This window comes from Methanosarcina sp. KYL-1, from assembly GCF_024372725.1.
In the GTDB taxonomy this organism is placed as follows: domain Archaea; phylum Halobacteriota; class Methanosarcinia; order Methanosarcinales; family Methanosarcinaceae; genus Methanosarcina.
The window spans coordinates 139,637-159,280 of record NZ_VOUA01000001.1; the positions used below are offsets into that span (position 1 = coordinate 139,637).

18 protein-coding genes are annotated in these 19,644 nt (G+C 48.9%); 6 read left to right on the plus strand and 12 right to left on the minus strand.

Going from position 1 to position 19,644, the window contains the following annotated elements; genetic code table 11:
- Positions 1-46: 46 nt before the first annotated feature.
- Complete coding sequence (locus FTO70_RS00700; protein WP_255333765.1) at positions 47-1,765, minus strand: aldehyde ferredoxin oxidoreductase family protein; 1,719 nt, start codon at positions 1,763-1,765, stop codon at positions 47-49.
- Between the two features lie 294 nt (positions 1,766-2,059).
- On the opposite strand from FTO70_RS00700, the gene FTO70_RS00705 reads away from it, so the two are divergent.
- Positions 2,060-2,497: an NUDIX domain-containing protein gene (locus FTO70_RS00705; protein WP_255333766.1), complete on the plus strand. Its 438-nt coding sequence runs from the start codon at positions 2,060-2,062 to the stop codon at positions 2,495-2,497.
- Between the two features lie 133 nt (positions 2,498-2,630).
- Here FTO70_RS00705 and FTO70_RS00710 read toward each other — a convergent pair whose 3' ends face one another.
- The 11 genes from FTO70_RS00710 to FTO70_RS00760 all read right to left on the minus strand — a co-directional run bounded on the left by FTO70_RS00710 (position 2,631) and on the right by FTO70_RS00760 (position 13,277).
- Positions 2,631-3,308 (minus strand): matrixin family metalloprotease, encoded by a 678-nt coding sequence (locus FTO70_RS00710; RefSeq protein WP_255333767.1) that lies wholly within the window; start codon positions 3,306-3,308, stop codon positions 2,631-2,633.
- Between the two features lie 215 nt (positions 3,309-3,523).
- Positions 3,524-3,997, minus strand: coding sequence for a carboxymuconolactone decarboxylase family protein (locus FTO70_RS00715; protein WP_255333768.1), 474 nt, complete (start codon positions 3,995-3,997; stop codon positions 3,524-3,526).
- A gap of 131 nt (positions 3,998-4,128) precedes the next feature.
- The gene (locus FTO70_RS00720) at positions 4,129-5,064 is read right to left on the minus strand and encodes a methanogenesis marker 7 protein (protein WP_255333769.1); all 936 of its coding nucleotides are present in this window, start codon (positions 5,062-5,064) and stop codon (positions 4,129-4,131) included.
- Positions 5,061-5,663, minus strand: a complete 603-nt coding sequence (locus FTO70_RS00725; RefSeq protein WP_255333770.1) for a methanogenesis marker 17 protein — start codon at positions 5,661-5,663, stop codon at positions 5,061-5,063. The genes FTO70_RS00720 and FTO70_RS00725 overlap by 4 nt, the downstream gene beginning before the upstream one ends.
- A gap of 6 nt (positions 5,664-5,669) precedes the next feature.
- Entirely contained in the window at positions 5,670-6,917 is a 1,248-nt protein-coding gene (locus tag FTO70_RS00730; RefSeq protein WP_255333772.1) for a methanogenesis marker 15 protein, read from the minus strand.
- On the minus strand, positions 6,914-7,432 hold the full coding sequence (locus FTO70_RS00735; protein ID WP_255333774.1) for a methanogenesis marker 5 protein: 519 nt from the start codon (positions 7,430-7,432) through the stop codon (positions 6,914-6,916). Before FTO70_RS00735 ends, FTO70_RS00730 begins: the two co-directional genes overlap by 4 nt.
- 6 nt (positions 7,433-7,438) lie before the next feature.
- A complete protein-coding gene (locus FTO70_RS00740; protein ID WP_255333775.1) occupies positions 7,439-7,882 on the minus strand; it encodes a methanogenesis marker 6 protein in 444 nt (147 codons plus the stop codon).
- A 104-nt stretch (positions 7,883-7,986) separates the two neighbouring features.
- A complete protein-coding gene (locus tag FTO70_RS00745) occupies positions 7,987-9,543 on the minus strand; it encodes a methanogenesis marker 3 protein (RefSeq protein WP_255333776.1) in 1,557 nt (518 codons plus the stop codon).
- Positions 9,544-9,583: 40 nt separating this feature from the next.
- Positions 9,584-11,197, minus strand: a complete 1,614-nt coding sequence (gene atwA, locus FTO70_RS00750) for a methyl coenzyme M reductase system, component A2 (RefSeq protein ID WP_255333777.1) — start codon at positions 11,195-11,197, stop codon at positions 9,584-9,586.
- Positions 11,198-11,470: 273 nt separating this feature from the next.
- Positions 11,471-12,271, minus strand: a complete 801-nt coding sequence (locus FTO70_RS00755; protein WP_255333778.1) for an HAD family hydrolase — start codon at positions 12,269-12,271, stop codon at positions 11,471-11,473.
- A gap of 109 nt (positions 12,272-12,380) precedes the next feature.
- Positions 12,381-13,277: a presenilin family intramembrane aspartyl protease PSH gene (locus FTO70_RS00760; protein WP_255333779.1), complete on the minus strand. Its 897-nt coding sequence runs from the start codon at positions 13,275-13,277 to the stop codon at positions 12,381-12,383.
- 813 nt (positions 13,278-14,090) lie between these two features.
- Here FTO70_RS00760 and FTO70_RS00765 point away from each other — a divergent pair.
- The 5 genes from FTO70_RS00765 (at position 14,091) to FTO70_RS00785 (ending at position 19,588) form a co-directional block, all read left to right on the plus strand.
- The gene (locus FTO70_RS00765) at positions 14,091-14,414 is read left to right on the plus strand and encodes a hypothetical protein (RefSeq protein ID WP_255333780.1); all 324 of its coding nucleotides are present in this window, start codon (positions 14,091-14,093) and stop codon (positions 14,412-14,414) included.
- 554 nt (positions 14,415-14,968) lie between these two features.
- Entirely contained in the window at positions 14,969-15,271 is a 303-nt protein-coding gene (locus tag FTO70_RS00770; RefSeq protein WP_255333781.1) for a hypothetical protein, read from the plus strand.
- A 106-nt stretch (positions 15,272-15,377) separates the two neighbouring features.
- A complete protein-coding gene (locus FTO70_RS00775; protein ID WP_255333782.1) occupies positions 15,378-17,291 on the plus strand; it encodes a clostripain-related cysteine peptidase in 1,914 nt (637 codons plus the stop codon).
- A gap of 258 nt (positions 17,292-17,549) precedes the next feature.
- Positions 17,550-18,566 (plus strand): flap endonuclease-1, encoded by a 1,017-nt coding sequence (gene fen / locus FTO70_RS00780; RefSeq protein WP_255334025.1) that lies wholly within the window; start codon positions 17,550-17,552, stop codon positions 18,564-18,566.
- A 20-nt stretch (positions 18,567-18,586) separates the two neighbouring features.
- Positions 18,587-19,588 carry a cation diffusion facilitator family transporter gene (locus FTO70_RS00785; protein WP_255334026.1) on the plus strand — a complete coding sequence of 334 codons (1,002 nt, stop codon included), beginning with the start codon at positions 18,587-18,589 and terminating at the stop codon, positions 19,586-19,588.
- The last annotated feature ends 56 nt before the right edge of the window (positions 19,589-19,644 follow it).

The following is a 19,644-nucleotide window of genomic DNA, read 5'->3' on the forward strand; positions in this document are numbered from 1 at the left end:
ACAAAATCCGGAGCTTTTCGGGGAATTTCAGGCCCATCTCTTTGTTTCAGGGCAGAATTTCTAGCTCCTGCAGCTTTTTTGTAGAGGGTGCCCCTTCCTCGTCCCAGCCCCTGAAATGATAGTATTCCGAAAGGGCGGCTTCGAATTCCTGCCTGGAAATCCCTCCTTTATTTGCCTCACCGCTGTTTTCAAAGAGCCTGCCCGGAAGGGTGTCGTCTCTCCCTGTGAAGCCTGCTCTCAGGTTATAAATTCTCTCGAGGTTCCAGATCCGCTCTCCCGTTTTAAGAAGTCCCGCAGGAGACACCTTCATCCCTGCACCTGCAAGCAGGAGGGAAGAGCAGAGTTCCTCGTTCAGGGCAAAGATCGAAAACGGGCAGAGAACAAGAGAATCAAAAGCTGCGGCCATGTTTTCGAAGACCTGCAGGATGCCGGCTTTTCCTTTCAGGCCCATGCGGTCAAGGCCAAGGGGTTTTCCGAGCACCTCGGGCCCTACCATAAAGGCTGTCAGGTAGTCTCCCCCGTGTGGTGAGGTCGCATAAGCAAGGGCCTGCCCCCTGATTCCCCGGGGGTCGAAACCTGCAAGTTCGAGGCCTTTTACGTCCATGCTGAGTTCCTCTCTCCCGCGGCTTGAAAGGTATTTCCGTGCCCCGTTTCCAGGCACGTTCCCTTCCCCTATTCCCATAAGGAAAGCCTCTATTTCTCCTGCTTCTAACTTTCTTGCTTCCAGTTCGGCATAAGCCCCGAGCACGGAACCTGCAGAAACCGGGTCGAGCCCGTAGTCCGTGCAAATCCGGTTTGCCCTGAGCACGGAAGCGAAATCCGGGTTTTCCAGGTTCAGCCCGAAGGCCCAGAGGGCATCGTAGTCCGGGACCATCTGCCCGGTATCCTTTATCCTCTGCTTGCAGCCCAGGGGACAGGCCGGACAGCTTTCTTTTTCAAGTTCAAAAGTAGTTTTGATATACTCTCCCGAGAGTTTTCCTGCGGCTTTGCTTCCTCTTTTCGAGAAATTCCTGCAGGGAATGAGGCCGAAGTAATCGAGAAGTTTCACAAGCACGGGAGTACCGTAGTTTCCAAGTCCTTTGGAGAGTACGGGGTTTGCATCAAAAAGCTTCAGGACCTTTGTTTCAAACTCTACAAACCTTTCCGGGTCTGCGGGCTTTAGTTTTTTTTCCCCTTTTACAAGCACGGCTTTTAATAGTTTTGAACCTGCAACAGCCCCCAGCCCTCCTCTTCCGGTATGAGCCGAATCAATAACAAAGGAAGAGATAAGTGCCTGTTTTTCCCCTGCCCTGCCAATGCAGGCAACGCTCCCTTTCTCACGCAGGGCAGCGGTGCATTCCTCCGTATTTTTGCCCCATAGCCTGTCTGCAGGTTTGATTTCTGCATTTCTTCCCTTCAGTTCCACATAGGAAGGCTCTTTTGCTTTTCCGGTGATCACCAGGGCATCTATCCCTGCCCTTTTCATTTCCCCCCCGAAGCCTCCCCCTGCGTTCCAGCTGAACACGGTACCCGTGAGGGGAGATTTCGACGTAAGGACCACTCCTCCCGCCATGGGGGCAAGCCCGGTAAGGGGGCCCACTGTGAAAACCAGGGGGTTTTCGGGGCCAAGGGGGTCCGTGCCAGGGTCTGAAAGCTCGAAAAGCATTTTTACTCCAAGCCCCCTGCCGCCCAGGTATCTGCGAATTAACGTTTCGTCGGTCCCGGTTACGTTAACTGATTCGGAACTCAGGTCCACATATACGGTTTTTCCTGTCCAGCCAGTCATATTGGATTCCCGGTTTTTTTATTTCTTTTCCCTTATTCTGATTTCTTTTCTCTTATTCTGATTTCTTTTCTCTTATTCTGATTTCTTTTCCCTTATTCTGATTTTTTATCATTGTCCTGTTTTTGCCTGTTTACTCTTCGGTTTCACTCCAATATACCCTTCCAGCTTAAAAGCGTGTTTCAAACCCCGGAGTTGCTTTTTGTGGATGTGGGAAAATATTTTCGAGTAAATTTTACTTTGTAAGTATATTTATTGAGCTCGCATTTAAGGCATTGAAGCTTTAAATATTAGGGTATGACGCTTAAGAAACCTTACATCGTTTCGGTCTATGCCCTTATCCGGAATGAGAAAGGAGAATTTCTGCTGCTCAGGCGTTCGGAATATTCCCGAACGAATCCGGGGAAATGGGACCTTCCGGGGGGAAAGGTTGGCCTCCGTGAGCCTCTTGAAGAAGCAGTTGTCCGGGAGGTCTGGGAGGAAACCGGGATTTCAATCGTTCTCGGTGGGATAGCAGGGGAGGTCACGTTTGAGCTTCCTGCAAAAAAAGTGATTGCTGTTGTGTATGACGGGGGATATGTTATGTCAGATATACAGTTGAGTTCCGAGCACAAAGAGTACGCCTGGACTTCGCTTGAAAAAATTCTGGAAATGAAATCCCTTCCTCTTTACTTCAGGGATTTTTTCAAAGAATTCTCCCTGGAAAGTGTGGAAACTTCCGGAGCTCCGGTTTAACCTTTTCTCTCCATTTTAACTTTTTCGCCTGCAGTTCCATCCACTTATCCGGAACTTTCGCTGTCCTCAGATTTTTCTTTCTCTGGAGATTTTTGCTTTCCTCAGGTTTTCTTTTTCCGGAGATTTTTTCCCCTCAGGTTTTTTCTTCTTCATTTAGGTATCTGTCTTCAAGGGCTTTCCTTTTCTTTTTGCTGAGCTTCCAGCTTATGCCGATGAACAGGAGAACAATCATGGACGCAAAAGCTGCTATGCGCAGCAAAGGCCCGTATCTGCTCAGGAGAAGAGGGTTTACGTCTTCCCTTAGTTCGTATTCCGGGTACATGATGTCTCCCGGGTCACCGCTATGCCCGAGCCCCAGGGCGTGCCCGAGTTCATGCTTTGAGATTGCGAGCATTGTTGCGTCCCCGTACTGGCGCCAGACCTTGCCCTGGTAGTTGCCCACTTCCAGGACGATGTCCACCCTCTCAAAACGGTCGTTGACAACATATGGTCTTGCGTAACCTGCAACTCCCGGGGGGGCTCCTTCGATTTTCTCAAGGTTTTCGACCCACCTGATACGGATATCCGCTTCTTCTGAGTCCGTGAGTTCAAATACAGGCGTATATTCCAGATTTCCGTTGCCTCCCTCCTCCCAGTATGTCAGGGCTTTTTCCACCTGTTCGTAATAGGTCGGGCTGTAGTGGGGGGGTACATTTTTATTGTCAACATAAACAGTGATTGGGGTATGGTCCCAGGGATCCCCGAAGGGCCTTTCGGAGTCCAGGGCGGATGCTGCAGGGTTTACAGGTAAAAATAGAATCATAAGCAGCATTGCAGCAATTAAATTCTTTCCGGACATAATATTTCTGTTTATACAGATGAGTCTACGCAATAAATAATTGATTGAACAATAATTGATTGAACAATAATTGATTGAACAATAATTGATTGAACAATAATTGATTGAACAATAATTGATTGAACAGCAAAGCTGGCTGCAGCAATTTCAAAAAAGAACTTTTGAAGGCAGCTTATTGTCCTGTAAGCTTATTTCAGGTTGGCTCCGGAGATGTTACAGATGTCGCAGTTCGGGTCGCAGCACTGGCCCTTTTCGTCCTCTTTTTCGTCATCCGGAAACTCGGAAGCTAGAGCTCTCGTGCTTTCGGCAAGCACTGCTGCATTTGAAAGGGAAGCCCCTATCATGATGGCATAAAAGATGCTCTCTTTTGGGATATCCTTTCGTTTTGCTATCCTTATGTGCATCTTAAGGCAGTGGTCGCAGCGGAGGGCGGAAGCCACACCTATGGAAATGAGCTCCACGGTCTCTGGGTCGAGGTTCTTGAATTCCCTCATGATGGAGTTATCATAAAGGGTTTTCGGGATGAAGATCTCCGGGAGGTCCTTCATGAAGTTCATGATGTACGGGATTTCACCGTACTGTTTCCGGACATCCTCCAGGAGTTCCGGAACGGCTTTATCGGGGTCCTTTTTTAAAATTTCCACAATTTCTTCAAGTTCCATAAGAAACCACCAGCATATTTTAAGTGTGGAAACCGGATTTTTGATGCCGTTTGCCGGCCTGGGCTTTACAATTTAAAAGGATCAGATTAAAGCAAAATCCAGGTAAAAATGTAAAGTGGAGAAAATCCGGGTCAGATCGCAAAACCAACGTCTGATTTAGATTTGATTTTTATCAATATATAATTTTTCATTTTTGACCTGGAAATGTTTGCAAGCTCGGAAAGGACCACTCCTTCGTCAAATTCCAGTTTTTCAATTTTTTCGTGGTATCTGTCATAAGGCAGTTTGACCCTGAGCCCGTCCAGTTGCAGGGTAATCGGAGCCGGAGAGAGCACCCTGTTAATTTCAGGGACCTGGTTTTCAATCTCTTTCATAATCCTGGCCGGAATCACGGCAAGCGGGTCTTTTGCCAGCTGTTTGCGCACTCCGTCCACGATCTTTGCAACCCCTTCATTGAGCTTGTCCAGGGCGTCTACTTCTTCTTTCCTTCTCAATCTGTGGGAGACCCTCCCGATGTTTCCTACATAAAGGTCTGCTCCCGAGACTTCTTCGGTTTTCAGGTCAGGTCCGCCTGTGACCACGATGGGGATCTCGATGCCCTCAAAGAGCTTGGGCTTTTTGTTTATTATGCAGTCGCTGAAGGACCCGAAGGTAAAAACAGCAATGTCATGTTCGTTGATTAGCCTCCTTTCGTAGTCCATGGACAGGGAGACCCTGCGTCCCATTCCCCTGGCAAGCCCGATCATGTTGGTGTTTGCCCCCGGGTGGCGGAGGTATTCTGCAACGTCGCAGGCCGAATGAGGGAGGTGGTGCGAGGCAAGGGTCGGAGAAACTACTGCAATTTCAACCCCGGTCAGGGGAGCCTCTATCAGGATGCCGAGCAGTTCCGCTGCAAGTTCTTTTACCAGCCCCACGTCCTTTTCAGGGATAAGCATAATCATGTTGACTTCGGTGCCAGTTACGACTTTCTGGATTATGTACCCTCCAAGGTCTTCCAGCAATTCGATCAGAAGCCCGTGCTTATAGACCCCTCCGGTGTAAAGGTAGGGTAGGAGTACGGCGGTCATTTTGTTTTCCCTCCTTCCAGCAGTTCTTTGAGCATTGCTCCTGCCTCTTCGATCCATTCCTGCTTCATGGCTTCCTCGGAGGCCACAAAGACAAAATGGTTGCCTTTAAATAGGTGATAGCGGACCCTGAACCCCTCTGGCGTTACCCTGATAGCAAAGTCTACGAGGTTTTCGTGAAGGGTGTGCCTGGGGTCGGCAACTACCATCTTTTCGATGAACTCCGCTTCTTGCAGGGGCCTGTCCGTGCTTATAGCCACAGTCCAGCGGTCCGGCTGCCTTATGTTTGCTTTCCCGTAACGTTCCCAGAGTTTTATGAGCAGGTCGGAGAGATACTGTTCTTTCTTGATTGAAATTATTATCTCACTGGCAACAGGCTTTGCTTCCACATCGGCCATTTCGATTGTAGACAGCTTCGTGCCTACTTCCCTGAGGACGATTGCCATCTGGAAGAGAGAGTCTTCCGGCCGCAGCACCACCTTGATTCTCCCGATGGCCGGGGCAAGCTTGAGACTGGAGATGTTATCCTCGATGATTTTCTTGTAAAACTCTGTTTCCGAATCGATTGCAGACTCAACAATAAAGGTCTCAAGCGCTTCCATTTCAGCTCACTCCTCCACATATCCTGAAGCAAGCAGAGCTGCCCCTACCGCTCCTATCAGGTGTGAGTTTCTGGGCACAAGGACCTTGATCTTCAGGAGTTCTTCCAGGGCTTTTGGGACTCCTTCGATAAGGGAGGACCCGCCCACGAGGATCAGGGGCTCTTTTACGTCTACTTCCTGAAGCTGCTGCTCAAAGATCTGTTCGACCACACTGTAACAGGCTGCCGCTGCTACGTCTTCCGGAGCAGACCCCTTGGCAAGGGAGTTTACCAGGGACTGGATCCCGAAGACTATGCAGTAACTGTTCATGGTTACCTTTTCCTGCATGCCTTTGACTGCCAGGGCCCCGAGTTCCGTGATTTCCACACCAAGGCGCTTTGAGATCATCTCAAAGAAACGCCCGGAAGCTCCTGCGCAGATCCCTCCCATGGTAAACATGCCAGGAATCCCGTCTTCAACGGAGATTGCTTTGTTGTCCATCCCGCCGATGTCAATGACCGTGGCCGGGCCTTTCTGGCGGTCTGCCAGGTAGACAGCTCCTTTGGAGTTGACCGTGATCTCTTCCTGAATAAGCTGGGCATTGAAGTGTTTTCCTATCAGGAAGCGCCCGTACCCGGTGGTTCCGAGGGCCTGGACTTCTTCCCTGGAGACCCCGGCTTCTTTGAGGGCTCTTGAATACGCTTCTTCAGCGCTTTCAAGCACCTTTATGGTGGGGACCCAGCCTGTGCCTATGATCCTGTTATCCTTCATGACCACTGCTTTTGTGGTGGTGGATCCCGAATCGATTCCCGCGGTCAGCCCGGTCTGTACTTCCCTTGCAAGGAGGTGCCTGCGCCTGGCAACGGTAGTCAGGGCTTCCAGGCGGGTGAGTAGGGTTCCCGCACTGGTTCTTTCGGTGAAGGAATAGCTGATTACAGGGATGTTCGAGTGTTTGTGGATATACCTTCTTACCTCGTTTCGGACAATGGCACCTTCGGCGCAGCGGAAACAGGTAGTTATAAAGACCCCGTCCACATGGGTTATGCCTTCAACAACGGCTTTTGCCCGGGCCATCATGAGCCTAAGGTCCCCGCTTGCAACCTCGAGCCCGAATTCCTTGCCGATGTTGTCAATAGACGCAATATCTATTTCGGGGAACACGAATTTCGCATTTACCCTGGCTGCAGCTTCCTCAAACTCAGGCTGGACCCCGGAATACTCGGAGCCGCAGGAAACCAGCGCGATTTTGACTATTCCGGCTTCTTCAGCGCTCATTGTTCTTCCTCCTGCCCTTCAGCCTTTTCTTCCTCTACCTTTTCCTCGCCTTTCTTTTCTCCAACTTTATCTTTTTCCTTCGGGAGTGACTCGAGGAAAGCTGCAATTTTGTACACAAACTCCCTTGCGTCCTCTTCGGATTCCGGGTATACGACCTCAAGGGTCGGGACTTCCTTCTCACGGACAAGGTATTTCATAAGTTCGTTTGTGCGGTTGCAGCCCACGCAGCCGAAGTTTGTGGGGGGATTTTCGACAATGATCGCAGCTTCCGTTTCTTCAATCAGGGGGCCTATGAGGGCCATCCTGCCCCGGACCCCGGGAGGCACTTCCACTGCAGCATAGCGAAGCCCGATTTTCGGGTCTTCGGGGGTGATATTGACCGGGGGAGAGTCCAGGCTGATGTTCGTAACTTTTTCACGTACCTGGTTCATCACAGCAAGGGGTTTGTGCCCGTAGCGTTCCACCAGGTCAGCCAGGATAAGGCTGTTTACAGGGTAAATGAAAACCTTTGCCAAAAAAGCTCACCTCGCAAGTTCCGCTTCAATAATCCTCTCTAAATCAGATACCTTAAGCTTGCCTTTGCCCTCGGTTTTTTCCTTTAAGGGTTCTTTTTCCTCCAGTTCATCAAGTGCGGCTCCGATAGCAGGGAGCATCTTTACCTCTTCCCTGAGGAAATGGAAGCCAGGCCTCGGCCCTCCGCCCCGGCTTGCCCGGCAGCGCCTCTCATCCCCTGCAGGGAATCCCCTGTCCTTTACAAAAATATGATTTTTGTCAAGTTGCCGGATATTTTCCACAACTTCCAGGACATCATCCGCCGGCCCTGTCACGATAAGTCCGAAGCAGGTCTCCTTAACCGTAACAGGAAATTCTGATTCGTAGATCTTCATGGCTGCGTCCACAGGCAGCACTTTATCCGAGCTGATAACAATGACCTTTGTAATCTCTTCTTGTTTTGTTTCCGTCATCTTTCGTCTCTCCTTAGCTGCGGGAGACTTCACCTGCGATAAATTTTCACGTGTGAATCCACTCAAGCATATTGCATCCGGTATAATCGCATTTATGGATGAGTTCACTTGCGCAATACTTCAGTTATATATATTGCGTCTCCTTCCCGGATGCCTTTCAACTTCTCCGGCTGAAGGATCCTACCTATGATGTTCGTTGAGGAGAATTTCTCTCCGGTCGGGCCGAAAAGGTCGTCGTCCTCGAGCTTGACTCCGATGTTTCCCATCCTTTTTGCCGCCTGGTTCGTAATCCCTATTTCTCCGGCAAGGATTTTGTTTGTCGGACTGTTCTCTGGCATGACTTCTTTATACTTTACGGCCTCTTTTTCGGGCTTGAAGAGGTATGTATTTTCATATACCATGCTGACAGGCAGTTTTCCCACAGGTTTTGTCTTGAGTTCGAGGGAGTGGCGGAAGAAGTCTACAGACTTCGGAGCCTTTTCGGGGTAAAGTTCCACTTCTATAAGTTTTGAGGCAGGCACCGCAAAGGCAGTCACCTTCGCCTCCCCGAAAATTTCCAGGGTGGTCGCGGGGCTCTGGCTGACAATAACCGAGTCCTTTTCGGTGTACCCTTCCTTTACCAGTTCCACTCCTATAGAGGAGAGCACGGGCTCCACTTCATCAAAACTATGTCCCAGAAGGATGAGCTGGGGGGGGAGACTTTCTACTGTAAGGTTCTGTCCTTGTTCGGCGAGTTTGACGAGTTCCAGTCCCCTTGTAACGCTGCCCACAACAGAGTGCACAAGGCTCGATGGCCGGTCTTCCCTGGAGATGTAGGCCCTTCCGGTCCCATACCCTATGGTCCTGAAAGAGATGGCACCCGCTGCCCTTGGTTCAAAATTTTCGTAAGGGGTGATTTCTCCTTTCAGGGCGTCATCCGAGATAAAAGAGCTGGCAACAAAGTTTATATTAAAGGTCCCTTCCCGGGTCAGGGCATAAAAATGTTCTGCCCCTACAGGAGAGTTCCTGGAAAGTTCAACTTCAAAATAAGTGAAAATGCTGGCTCCGTCCTCAAGCGGCGTCGAAAGGTCTGCAGTACAGGCTTTTTCTGCAAGCTGTTCCCATTCGATAATCGGCTCTATATTCAGGATAGAGTCTCCCCTGGAAAGCTTGAGTAATACGCTTTTTCCGCTTATGATTTTTGCAAAAACCCCGTCGTCAGGGGTTCCGTATTCTGCAGCGTGTCTTTTTCTGGAAATGATCAGGTGGGTGTTTGCGGAGTCAAACCCCCCTGCTCCGAAAAGGATGTCAAATGCTTCAAAATTTCTTATTCCACGTTCGGGTTTCAATTCGGCTTCAAAAGGCCCGAAAGCCAGAGCTTCCTGACCTGTCCAGTGAACGGGTGCTCCTTCATATTCTTTAAAGTGTTCAGCCCATATTTTTCCGGAGGGGGAATCCAAAGTTTCGATTTCTATCTTGAATTCCCCTTTTGATGTGTTGATAGCGTATTCAGTGATTTTTTCCGTTTTCTTTTCAGCGGTCTTTTTCAGAATCCCTATCGCCGTACCGGCTCTGTATGGGGCGCTGGAAACTTTAAGGGCATCTCTCAGGGTAGAGCCTGCGGGCAGACTCCACTGGTGCCCGTTCACTTCTACGCTTATCTCTTTACTCGTAATCGGCACCTCATCTAGTATTTTTCAATACTAAGAGGTGGCAGCATGTTTATATTTCTTCTGCAGCCTGGATCCGTTCTTCTTCCGTAAGCTGCGCAAGTACGGTCTTGGGCTTTCCGAGGTCCACAATCTTCCCATTGCGCATGAGGGCAACGCGGTCACATATCTCATTCACAAAGTCCATGTCGTGGGAAACTACGACAAAGGTCTCCCCAACTTCTTCTCTGGCTTTAAGGATTGAATTCGTAACTGATACCTTGGTTATGGGGTCCATTGTCCCGGTGGGTTCGTCCATGATCACGATTCTCGGCTCCTTGATAAGGACCTGGGCAAGTGCGATCCTGTGTCTCTCCCCTTCACTCATTTCATCGGTCATTTTGGGGAGAATGGCTTTTGCCTTATCCTCTTCAAAACCGGCAGCCTTAAGCGTCATTAACGCCTTCCGGACCCCAAGTTCAAAGGGCAGGTCCAGGCTGATGGATTCCGTAAGGTTATCTATGACGGAACTGTGGGTGTAGAGCCCGTATTCCTGGTGCAGGAATCCCATGTACTTGGTTGCCCTACCTTTGTTTTCCACTCCTAACTTTGTCATATCCACCCATTCGTCTCCTACCCGGACTTCCACTTCCCCGGCTGTCGGGGGTAAAATTCCCATAAGGATCTTTGAGGTTGTGGTCTTGCCAGCCCCGCTTACTCCTACAAGCCCGAAGATTTCTCCTTCTTTTACGTCAAAAGAGATGTCGTCTACGGCCCTGACCACTCCGCGGTCAACCGAGATGTAGCGTTTTGCGAGGTTCCTGACCCGGATAATCGGCTCTCCTACTACTACGTCCTTTTCCCGCCTTACCATGGAGGCGCTCTGCATAAATATTGCAGATACCTCAAGTGGGTCCCCTTCCTTGATTATTTCGCCGTTTTCAAGCAAGATTGCCTTGTCTGCCAGCTGCTCGATGACATCAGGCCAGTGGGATGTCAGGACCATGCTCATGTTATAACTCTTAACGGCCCGGATGATGGCTTCATGGACCAGCTTTGCAGTCATCGGATCGAGGGTTCCCGTGGGCTCATCTGCGAGTAAAAGCAGGGGGTTTCTTACAAGCTGCCTGGCAAGCACCACTCTCTGTTTTTCTCCTCCGGAAAGCTCCCTTGCAACGTGCATCATACGGTGGTTCAGGTTGACTTCTTCTAAGAGTTCCACGGCCTTTTTCATGGCGTCATCTCCTCTGTATCCGATTTCATTTAAGGAATTGATGACGTTTACAAGGACCCTTTCGTCCCCGTAGAGGGCAAATGTCCTCTGGAGCATGATTGCAATGCGTTTGGCGATGTCTTTCCTTATAGGGTCGTAAAGAGAGAGCTTTATGAAATCCGCTTCATAGGCTTCGAGCGTCTCGCCGCAGACCGGACATTTCTGGCCTACCTTGCTGGGGCGTTCGATATATCCGCACTTCTCGCAGTGGGCAAGGTGGAAGATTACTTCTCCGGAGATGTTTTCAAAAGACTCGGTCCCGCGTAACACATGCATAAGGATTGTTTTCCCTGACCCGCTTCTCCCGAGGATCCCTACGACTTCCCCTTCTCCTATGGTAAGATTTACATTTTTCAGGGCTTTGACACCGTCGAAATCCACGGTTAGGTTTTTAATTTCAATAAACACTGGCATGAATTTTCCTCCGCAAATTATGAGCTGCAAGTTCCTTTCTGGTGAATTTTTTCCGCCTACCCGGGGCATATTTCACAAGTGTGAAAATATCTACTTTAATGCACCTGGACTTTGACTTTATGTAATTGATAAACTGATATTAACAACAAATTTCACACATATGGGCAACAACTACATAAGAATAAACATTACATAAACATAACGCATTATTTTGTCACTGTGAACTTCCATAATCAGGATCAATAGGCAAATTTGTCCTTTTTTGTATCTTCTTTATAGTCCCTTTACCACGTCCACGACTTTTATAATGTCGTCCAGCACCACATCGGCTGCTTCCCTGAGTTTTTCAGGCCTTTCATCTCCCTGCTGGACCGTCATGATCCCTATGTCTGCTGCTCTGAGGGCCAGGATGTCGTTGATGCCGTCCCCTACCATGACCACCTTCTCATAACTTTTTTTAAGTTCAAGCACGACCTGTTCCTTAGCCCGGGTGGTAGCGAGGGCAAAGACCCTTTCCGGTGGGATTTCTATGTACTCTGCAAGCTGCAGGAGGGTTCGCATGCTGTCTCCTGATGCTATGTATATGTCCACTTCCATAGCCTTGAGGGCCTGGACGGTCTTAAGGGTTGTGTTAAATACCTGTCCTCCCGTGCTGAGCACGTAGGGCACATTTTTTGCCTCCGAATCAATGATCAGTCCTGCGGCAAGGTAGAATATGTCAGGGCAGCGGGAAGAGACAGCCTGCAGCACATCGTGCACGTCTCCAACCCTGAGGCTCGTTTCCTTTATGATTTCACAGGCTGTTTCCGTTAAAAATTCCCCTCTGGAGCAGCTAATCCCGAGCGGAACTCTATAATATCTTATAAATTCAAACAGGGGCATTTCTTCCCTGGAATGGAGAATCACCTCATTTTCTACGTTCAGGACTACAAGCCCGCATCCATTTTTTTTTGCGACAATGGCGGTACTCTCAACGTTTTCAAGAATGCGGCCCGTACTGGCTTCTTTTGCAACCCGGTACATGTGGAGGAGGGTTCCGGCGCTGTCGAAGACCACGGCTATTTTTCTGGCCATAGGAAGTGATTAACTGTAAAATAAAAAAATCTTTTCGAAAACCCGGGGAAATGCCCGGGTACAAAAATATATAAAAATAACTGAAGTGGAAGGGGGGCGAATGCCCTGCTCATATAATTGATGAACCTGAGAGCAGGACTCCTGTGAAAAAACCGAGGATTACCCCGGTATTCAGGAACGGAAGGCCTGCCTGGGGTTTTCCCTTCATGACAAGGGCTGAAAGCACCAGGTATCCTGCAAGGGTCCCGATCATGGCCCCAAGTACGGGGTAGGAGAAGATTCCCTCGTTTTCCAGGAAGACACTTGCCGAGACTACCAGCAGTGTGGGCATGACGGCATCCCCGAGCCCCATGAAAAAAGCTTCCCTTTCTTCTCCTTCCCGGAAACTTTCCCGCAGGAATGAATAACTGCGGCTCTTCGGGATTATGAACAGGATGGGGAGTTTCAGGTCCATGATCCCTTCGGCCATGGTAATCATGTGTTTTGTCTTGTAGACGGAGATGGCATCATAGATCGCAAGGAGTAGCAGAAGGACAACTACCGGGATGATGGAGAGGGATATCCCTATAAGGGCACTGACACCGCCTGCGATGCAGATTCCCACAAGGTCAATAACATACCATTCCGGGTACTTGTAAAGCAGCGCTGTCAGCCCTGTAGAGAGCAGAGCCGAAGCTATGGCCTCACGCCCTGCCAGGGCCGGGGAGAGGGTGAACAGGGCGAAAAATACGTAGTAAAGGGTACTTAACACCGCAAAGTAAATGAAGAGGGTGATTACCCACTTCATATTCTTTTTTATCGCTATCAGGACAAGCAGGGTAAATACCAGGATCAGCACAATGTAATATATGGAATTGGACACCTGAGTGGGGTCCTCGAAAGCCTGCATTTCGTTGACTTCCATGGGCGTGGACAAAAAAAGTGCAAGGATTTGCACAATCAGGATTAGCCCTGCCATGGAAAGTAAGGGTAAATATGCTCTGAGTGATTGTTTACTTGAACTCAAGTGTACCTAAACTCCTTAATTCTTAAAACTATGCCTTTCTATTCCTTTATATACTTAGTGTATTCCACAAAGCCCTGCCGCTCCTAAATTCCCATAGCCTTTTCCCTCTAAAGCTTTTTTGCTTTTCCCCCTAAAGCTTTTTTGCTTTTCCCCTCTAAAGCTCTTTTTGTCCTTTCTCTCTAAACTTTTTCCTCTCTGCAGCTTTAAGTCACTTTTTTTGAACAGTGGGTCGAATTATCTTTAATCTCTACACATTTTAACCACGAATTTAAACCCACACTGGGACTAATTTCCCTACTTTGAGTAGCCGTCCTACTTTTTTCATTCCTTTAATACATATTTTTTAAGTGACTTCGGCTTAAGAAATCCCGTTTTGAGTAACTCCCACTTTGTTGTATGTTTTCCTTCGGGGATGGGTCTTCGATCAGAGTGGAAAGGAATATCCTGAATTTGGATAACTGGATTCGGGCACCCGGATAAGTTGCTTGATTCAGGTAGCCTGATAAGTTTCTTGATTCGGGTAACCGGATTAAAGGGATGGTAATTTATTGCCTGTCCGGCTCTTATGGTAAAATCTTGAAGGGAATATTCCCGGGAATAAGGGGTAAAGAGTTCGGAAATAGAAGGAACATAAATAGTTTGTGCAAAAAAATAAATAGCATATCTGTATAAAAAATAAGCACAAATAGAATTGTACTAAAACTAGTAAATACTTCTCAGAAGTATCCCCCACAGATTTTTGAAACATTTGAACATTATCCCGGAAATCGTGGTATCACAGAGGATTTCCATAATAAGTGTTAGAGGTATACAATGGAGTCAAGAGATACGGTATTTTTTGTAGTGATGGTCCTGTCGTCCTTCCTCTTATCCTTTGAATGGCTAAGAAGGTTCACATATCGGCCCACAAATCCCCTCATCATCATCTCGGCTATGATCCTCATAGGGACTTTAGCTTTCATGCTTATCTCTATCAACAACAGGCTCCAGCAGCTTGAAGATAAGATGGAAGCAAAGGATCGTTCCCTCAGGGTTAATATACAGAGCACCGAAACAACCATGGAAGACAGGATGAACGAACTTATTACCAAAGTTGATAACGCTATATATGAATTCAACCGCAGAAAATATCACTGATTTCTGCAAAATATCAACACTATTTTTTTGGAATTTTTTCCAAAAGCCCGTTTCTATCTTTCAAATCTTTGATAGGGATGCTGGTAATTTTTATCCGGATAGTTAATCAAATATTTGAAACTGTTTATCCCATTATATTTTGCCTGCCGCGAGCTGTTAAAACTGAACATTTTACTCAAAACTGCTAATTATTATTTTTTAGGGTGAGCTGTTTACAAAGATGACGCCGCTTTAAAGAAATGGTTGACTATTTAATACGACAATAATTATTAAAAGCGATGCTAATTATTAAAAAATACTAATTATTAAAAAAGATAAAAATTATTAAAATATCTATTAATACTTAAACAGCTATTTTCTATTGTACTGGCTTGTTTCCCCTTCTACGGTCTTTCTACCGTAAAAAATATATCTTAGTTCTCATGTATACGGGGAACGTCTGGATTTATGATCTTTGAAATTATATATTTTCAAAGATATTTTGTATCGTAAGCTATTATTACTCATAGTTAGTATTAATTGAATTTGGTGTAAATTAAAGAAGGAAAGCTGATATGCGCCTTAGTCTGGAGCCGATCGGTATCATCAAAAGGGCTGCAAATAAGTCGGAGATTTTGATCTATTCCGATTTTGAGCAGGTTATACGAAACATTGTTTCCAAAATTGGGGATGGGGCTGAATTTGGACAGAAGCTTCTGGTGATTCATAAAACTAATGGTAAAAAACAGGAAGATGGGCACCAGGTTCAGGTCACCAAGACGACATTGCTGGAGAGAAAAGGCAACCTGCTTACAGTCTCAAAGATAGAGGCAAGCGAAGATTCCGTTATTGACGTCCGGCTTGATGTTGCCGCCTGACCGTTTTCGAGGGGACTGCCGGACACTTAAGGCCCTTATTTCATACTTTTCATAGATTTTTTCTTTCCTGGTCTGGGCCCGGGTCAGCTTTTCGGGAGAGTTGAACTTGGGAAGTGAACTGAAAACAGTAGGGGTCACGGTAGTTCTCCTCATTCTTCTTATTCCGGGGAGCGGCTGCCTTGAAGACGGAATAAACCCCGATCCCAGGGCAGACTCCGGAAATGAAGTTCATCCTGCCGCAGGAGAGCCGGAGGCAGGGCAGTCAAAGCTCCAGCTCTCCACCCTTGTTGCCGTATACATGGTAGGGAGCGACCTGGAGTCCGAAAGCGGGTATGCCAGCCGGGATATCTTCGAAATCCTTGATGGGGCAGCTTTGGGCATGGAGGGTGCCGAAGTCGTGCTGGCGTACGGGGGGGCCGACCTCAAAGGCTGGAAAGGTATGACGATCGCAGACCTGGAAGACCTTGAAAGGGATGGCGGTGACGGGGTCATAGGCAATGAGGCTTTTCACCGGAAAGTATATAGGTATGCAAATATGGGCGACTCCGATAGTCTGGAAACTTTCCTTTCTTACATCCGGGACAATTATGAAAGTGAAAAAGTCCTGCTCATTTTCTGGGACCACGGGGACGCCTACCGGGGGGTTTGTTTTGATGAGAACCGGGGGTATGACCGGCTTGAACTTTCCGAAATCGAAAGTGCCCTTGAAGGTTCCGGAATGCACTTTGACATTATAGGTTTTGATGCCTGCCTCATGGCAAGCCTCGAACTTGCAAAAGCAATCAAAAATTCGGGCGACTACATGCTTGCCTCCGAGACCATCGAGCCCACTCACGGCTGGGACTATACAGCTTTAGTGGGCTATGTGGGAGGGCATCCCGGGGCTTCTCCCGAGGATATAGGAAAAGTAGTCATTGACAGCTACCTGGAAAACCAGGAGCATGTGCCTCCCCGGACCCTTTCCCTTCTTGACCTTTCCAGGACTGATTCCGTGCTGGAAAGTGTTGACCTGCTTGTGGCAGGCCTGGACCCCAAAGTTGCAAATTCCCGGAGTTACTGCGGGCTTGGGGCTTCTTTTACAAAAGCCCGGAAGTTCGGGGCCGAGCCCCGGCAGGAGGCCGAAATCTCCATGGACCTGCAGAGTTTTGCCCTGGGGGTAAGGGAGGAGATCCCCGAACTTGCCGGGAATGCCGATGCCCTGCTTGCAGAGCTTGAAGAGTTTGTGGTCTATAAACGGCAGGACGGCACGGTGCCGGGCTCCTACGGCGTGTCCGTGTATTCTCCCCAGGCTTCGGAAAGCTATTACAGGGACTACGGGAAAGTCTCCCTCTCGGAGGCCTGGTATGGCTTCCTTGGAGGATATATGGAAAGGACTTGTGCGGATTTCACGGATCCCGAGATTTCAAAATCCGGGAATTCTTTTGCTGTGGAAGACGATTCGGGGCTGGCTTCTGTGGAACAGGTCTATTTCATGAATTCTTCCGGAGGAATGGCCCTCCTGGGAAAGACCCCGGTTGGCTGTTCCGAAGAGGGCTCCTACGGCCTTCCTGCCTGGGACGGGAAATGGGTCTACCTTCAGGACCCCGGCACAGGAGAGGCTTCTCTTGTGTATGCAACGTGCGGAGGGGAAACTGAGGATGGGGAGAGGATTCTGACAACGGAACTCGGGCTTCTCAGGAACGGCAGGTTCAGGCCCTGCCTGGGGCATTTTTATCTTGACCCTCAAAAAGGGACTTTGAAAGCGTATATGAACCCTTACGAGGTCTTGAAAGCCGGAGATGTTCTTTTTTCAAGGGAAGTGCTTGAGCTAAAAGCCGGTGACTCCGTCACCTCGTATGCCCCGCTTTACGGGGAGGGCGGGGTGCGGCAGTGGACAGAGCTTGGCACGATAACTGTGGGAAAAGATGCGGCTTTTGTTTATGACTACTTGCCGGAAGGGACTTACTATACCGCGCTTTATGCCGAGGACTACCGCTCAAACTTCAATATCAGTGAACCTGTGGAGCTTGTTCTTGATTAATTTTCTGAAGCTTGTTCACATTTTACCCGTTTTCTTCTTTTTCAGGAACACGGCTAATGAGGCGGTAAGCATAAAGTCTCAGTATGCCTAAAATGTATTGAAACACTTGGACGATTAAACTCCTAAAAACATTGAAACAATTCAATCCCTTAAAACATTGAAACAATTCAAACCCCTAAAAACACTTAAACGATTAAACTCCGAAAGAAGCGCCAGGTGCGCTCTGCCGGAATACCAGAAGATACCCCGAGGGAAAACATGGGCACAGATATCGGAGACCTGCTCCAGAAAAGAAAGGTTGAACTCTCAGACCTTGCAAACAGGATAGTTGCAATTGATGCATTTAATACCCTGCACCAGTTTCTAAGCATTATCCGCCAGCGGGATGGCAGTCCCCTGGTAGACTCAAATGGAAAGGTGACATCTCACCTTTCAGGCCTGCTCTACCGGACAGCAAGCCTTGTTGAGGCCGGCATCAGGCCGGTTTTTGTTTTTGACGGCAAGCCTCCAGACCTGAAGGCCGGGACCCTGAACAAAAGAAAGGAAGTCCGGGAATCTGCCTGGGAAAAGTGGGAAACCGCAAAAGCTGAAGGGGACATGGAAGCTGCTTACAAATATGCCCAGGCTTCCTCAAAGGTCGACCACGAAATCGTTGAAGATGCTAAATACCTCCTGGAAATCATGGGCATTCCCTGGGTGCAGGCCCCTTCCGAAGGGGAGGCCCAGGCTGCCCACATGGTCCTTAAAAAAGATGCGGACTATGTTGCTTCCCAGGACTATGACTCCTTCCTTTTCGGAGCCCCGGCAGTTGTCCGGAACCTGGCTGTCACGGGAAAGCGCAAGCTTCCGGGCAAGAACGTATACGTGGATGTCGAACTCGAACTGATCGAGCTGGGGGAGACCCTCGGGGAGCTAGGTGTCAACAGGGAGCAGCTTATTGACATTGCAATCTGCGTGGGTACTGACTATAACAAAGGCCTTGAAAAAGTGGGGCCTAAAACGGCCCTTAAACTGGTTAAAAAGCACGGGGACATCCACGCCGTGCTCCGGGAAAAAGGAGGGGAAATCGAAGCCCTTGAGAGGATCCGGGAGTTTTTTTCCCGGCCTGAGGTCACCGACGACTATGAGCTCAAATGGGGCAAACCGGACCGGGAGAAGCTTGTTGAATTCCTCTGCGAAAAACACGGTTTTTCACGGGACCGGGTGGAAAAAGCTTTCGAACGCCTTAATGCAGCTTCAGGAGGCAGGCAGCAGACCCTTGACAGGTGGTTTTAAGCAGGTAAGGAGGTTGTAAACTGGCAAATTCAGGGCCCGGGCATTTCCAGAGCAAGCGTTCTCATGGCCATACCCATGGGGCTGCAGACCCTGAGCTTCTTTCCACGGAAAGGGGGCTCTATGCGGTCAAGTGGTCTTTTGCAGGCCTTATGCTTACCGCACTTTTCCAGATCGCCGTTGTCTGGGTTTCCGGAAGCGTGGCCCTGCTTGCCGATACTATCCACAACTTCGGGGATGCCGCAACCGCAGTTCCCCTGGGTTTTGCCTTTCTCCTTTCCCGGAAAATGCCCAACAAAAGTTTTACCTACGGCTATGGCAGGGCCGAAGACCTGGCGGGGTTATTTGTCGTTTTTTTAATTCTTTTCAGTGCTGTTGTCGCTGCCTATGAGTCTTTTTCCAGGCTTTTCTCCCCCCGGCCCGTGGAGTTCCTGGGGGCTGTTGTTGCTGCGTCCCTGATCGGTTTTTCAGGGAATGAACTGGTGGCCCGTTTCAGGATTAAGGTTGGAATGGAAATCGGAAGTGCCGCCCTTGTTGCCGACGGCTACCACGCAAGGGTTGATGGCTTTACCAGCCTTGCCGTGCTTGTCGGGGCACTGGGGGTCTGGCTTGGCTATCCTCTTTCAGATCCTATTATCGGGCTTCTTATCACTGCTGCAATCCTCCGCATCGTATGGGACGCGGGCAAAATCGTCCTTTCCCGCATGCTCGACGGGGTGGACCCCGGAGTCGTGGACGAAATCCTGCAGGAAGTTAGCCGGGTAAATGGGGTGAAGGAAGTTTCAGAAGTCCGGGTGCGCTGGCTCGGGCACAGGCTGCATGCCGAGGTGAACATTGCTGTTGACCCTGAACTTTCGGTTGAAGAAGGGCATGCAATTGCTGTTGAAGTGAGGCATGGGCTGCTGCATGGACTGGGCTACCTTTCAAATGCCCTTATCCACGTGGACCCCCTCGGGTCTTCTGGAGAGGAATTCCACCGGTTTCCGGAACATGAACATGACAGCCTGCCTCCCCACTCCCACTGAGTTTTCAGGCCAGGCTGTTTTTCTATAGTATTTTCAGCTTTTGAATAAGGTTTTCA